Source organism: Lautropia dentalis, from assembly GCF_003892345.1.
In the GTDB taxonomy this organism is placed as follows: Bacteria; Pseudomonadota; Gammaproteobacteria; order Burkholderiales; family Burkholderiaceae_E; genus Lautropia; species Lautropia dentalis.
In genome coordinates, this window is record NZ_RRUE01000003.1 from 1 (window position 1) to 2,620 (window position 2,620).

Annotated in this window: 1 protein-coding gene; it reads right to left on the minus strand. The window is 61.9% G+C overall.

From position 1 onward, the window contains the following. The coding region (locus EHV23_RS15020; RefSeq protein ID WP_203229050.1) for a non-ribosomal peptide synthetase at positions 1-2,620 on the minus strand (2,620 nt) is incomplete at both ends.

Here is a 2,620-nt window from a genome sequence, read left to right on the forward strand (position 1 = left end):
CAGAGCACTGAACAGAGGAACATCGCCTTCGACACCACTGCAGCGCTGCGCCAGCGCAAGTGACGCACTCTCGTGCCGGATCAGCCCTGCCATACTCTGCTCAAGCTGCAACAGCACCTCCCGCACCGTCAACCCCGCCATGTTCAGGCGCAGCGGCAGCACATTGATGAACATACCCAGCATGCGATCGATGCCCGCCACCGGCGCCATCCGCCCCGACATGACTGTTCCGAACACCACATCATCCCGGCCCGAGAACCTGCCGACCACCAAACCGAACACCAGGTGAAACACAATGGCCGGACTGACCCTGAGACTGCGTGCCACACGGCGAACCTGCCGGGCCAGCGCCTGCTCCACCGGCGATATCCTCTGCACGATGGCTGTACCATCTCCGCGCACGTCCCGCAGCCCAAACGGCAGCGAGGGCTCGTCATAATCGGCAAGCATGCCCTTGAAGAAGGCCTCTGCCTGTGCCCTTTCACCGGCATCACGGCCGTGTTCCACAAACCCACGGTAGGAACCTGTCTGTCCGTCCTGCGCAGGCCGTGGCCGATCCTGCCCCTGCATCAGCGCCCCGATTTCGGCAAGCATCACCTCGATGGACACATGGTCGGTGATGATGTGATGAATCGTCAGCGCGCCATAACACTCCTTCTGCCCGGCAACCTCGCCCAGCACCATCCCCACCAGCGGCACCCGGCCAAGGTCGAGCCGCTCGAACCGGGCCTGCAGCCACTGACGAAACGCCCCAGCGGCATCCTGACCTGCATCCAACACCATCCGCGTGCAGACCGCCTCGGCCTGCCGCTGCACAACCTGCACCGGCTCGGACAGATCCTCCCACACAAACATCGTACGCAGGGCATCATGGCGCCTGACCAGTTCCTGCAGCGCAGCGAAGAAGGCCTCGAAGCGTGCCACCGAATCGAACCGGAAGATCTCATGGGCCACATAGGTGTCCCGTTCCACATCCAGCCGGTGGTGAAAGAGAATGCCCTCCTGGGGCGTCGACAGTGGGTAGATGTCCTGGATATTGGATGCACTGCCCGGCACCCTGGCCACGATTACGTCGATCTCGGCCTGCCCGAAGCCGGTCAGTCCCACCATCTCCGGTAGGATCCGTGTACATGCCTCGGGAATTTCACCAACGGCAGCCTGTTGTGCATCCTCTCCATCCGGACGACGAACCAGCTGTACCGCCAGATCCTTCATCGCCGATGCACCGCTCGAATAGCCCATCTCGGCTGATGCGAACAGCCCCTCGTCACGCATCCGTGCCAGCAGAGCCACCATCAGCAGAGAATTGCCACCCAGGTCGAAGAAATTGTCGTTTCTCCCGACCTTGTCAACGTCCAGCAACTCCTGCCACAGCACTGCCACTCGCTGTTCCACCTCTCCCTGTGGCGCTTCGTACTCGTGCGTGATCAAGGCATCCACATCCGGCGCTGGTAACGCCTTCCTGTCCACCTTGCCATTGGGCGTCAGCGGCAGTGCTTCCATCCGCACAAAGGCTACGGGCACCATGTAGCTGGGAAGGCTCTCTTTCAGATGGTCACGCAGCTGTTCGGGTTTGGGCAGTTCGGCCTCCGCCAGCCCCTGAACCGGTGTCCAGTACGCCACCAGCCGCCTATCTCCCGGATGATCTTCTCGCGCCACCACAACCGCATCGCGTACCTGCGGCAAATCCCCCAGGAGCGCCTCGATCTCGCCCAGCTCAATCCGGAAACCCCGGATCTTGACCTGGAAGTCATTGCGACCCATGTACTCGATCTGGCCATCGTTCCGCCACCGGCCCAGGTCGCCCGTACGGTACATCCTCGTACCCGGCTCATCGCTGAACGAATCCTCCATGAAGCGCTCTGCCGTCAGATCCGGACGGTTCAGATAACCACGGGCCACACCGGCACCACCAATCCAGATCTCTCCGGCCTCCCCCTGCAGTACCGGCTGCTTCTGTTCGTCCAGAATGTAGATCCGCGCATTGGCCACCGGCTCTCCGATCGGCACGCCCTGCCCCGGCTGCGCCGTCCAGGCAGATGGCACGTGATACATCGTGGCACACACGGTCGCCTCGGTCGGTCCATAGGCGTTGATGAAGTGCGTTCTGCCACGCCATTGCAGCGCCAGCTGCGGCGGGCATGCCTCCCCAACAACCACCAGCGTTTTCAGGCTCTCCAGCCCACTGGGCTGGCCCAGAGCACTCAGCGCCGTTGGTGGCAGCGTCACATGAGTGATTTCCCGCTCCTGCAGCAATGCCCGCAGGGGCTCGCCCGGCATCAGCCGTTCCTTCGTTGACAGGAGCAGGCTCGCACCATGGCTGAGCGTCATCATCACTTCCCAGGCGCAGGCATCGAAGCTGAACGAGGCAAACTGCAGCACACGGCTCTTCTCATCGATGTCCAGTTCCGTCTTCTGCAGGGTTGCCAGATTGCAGACACCAGCATGCTCGAGCATCACTCCCTTGGGAAAACCGGTCGAACCCGAGGTGTAGATCACATACGCCAGGTTCGATGAGGTCTGACCTGTCTCTTCACGGCCAATGTTGCCTTCCGGCTGGCCCGCATAGATCGACTCATCATCGAGCAGTACGACTTCTTCAATACCGCCACCTGCACCA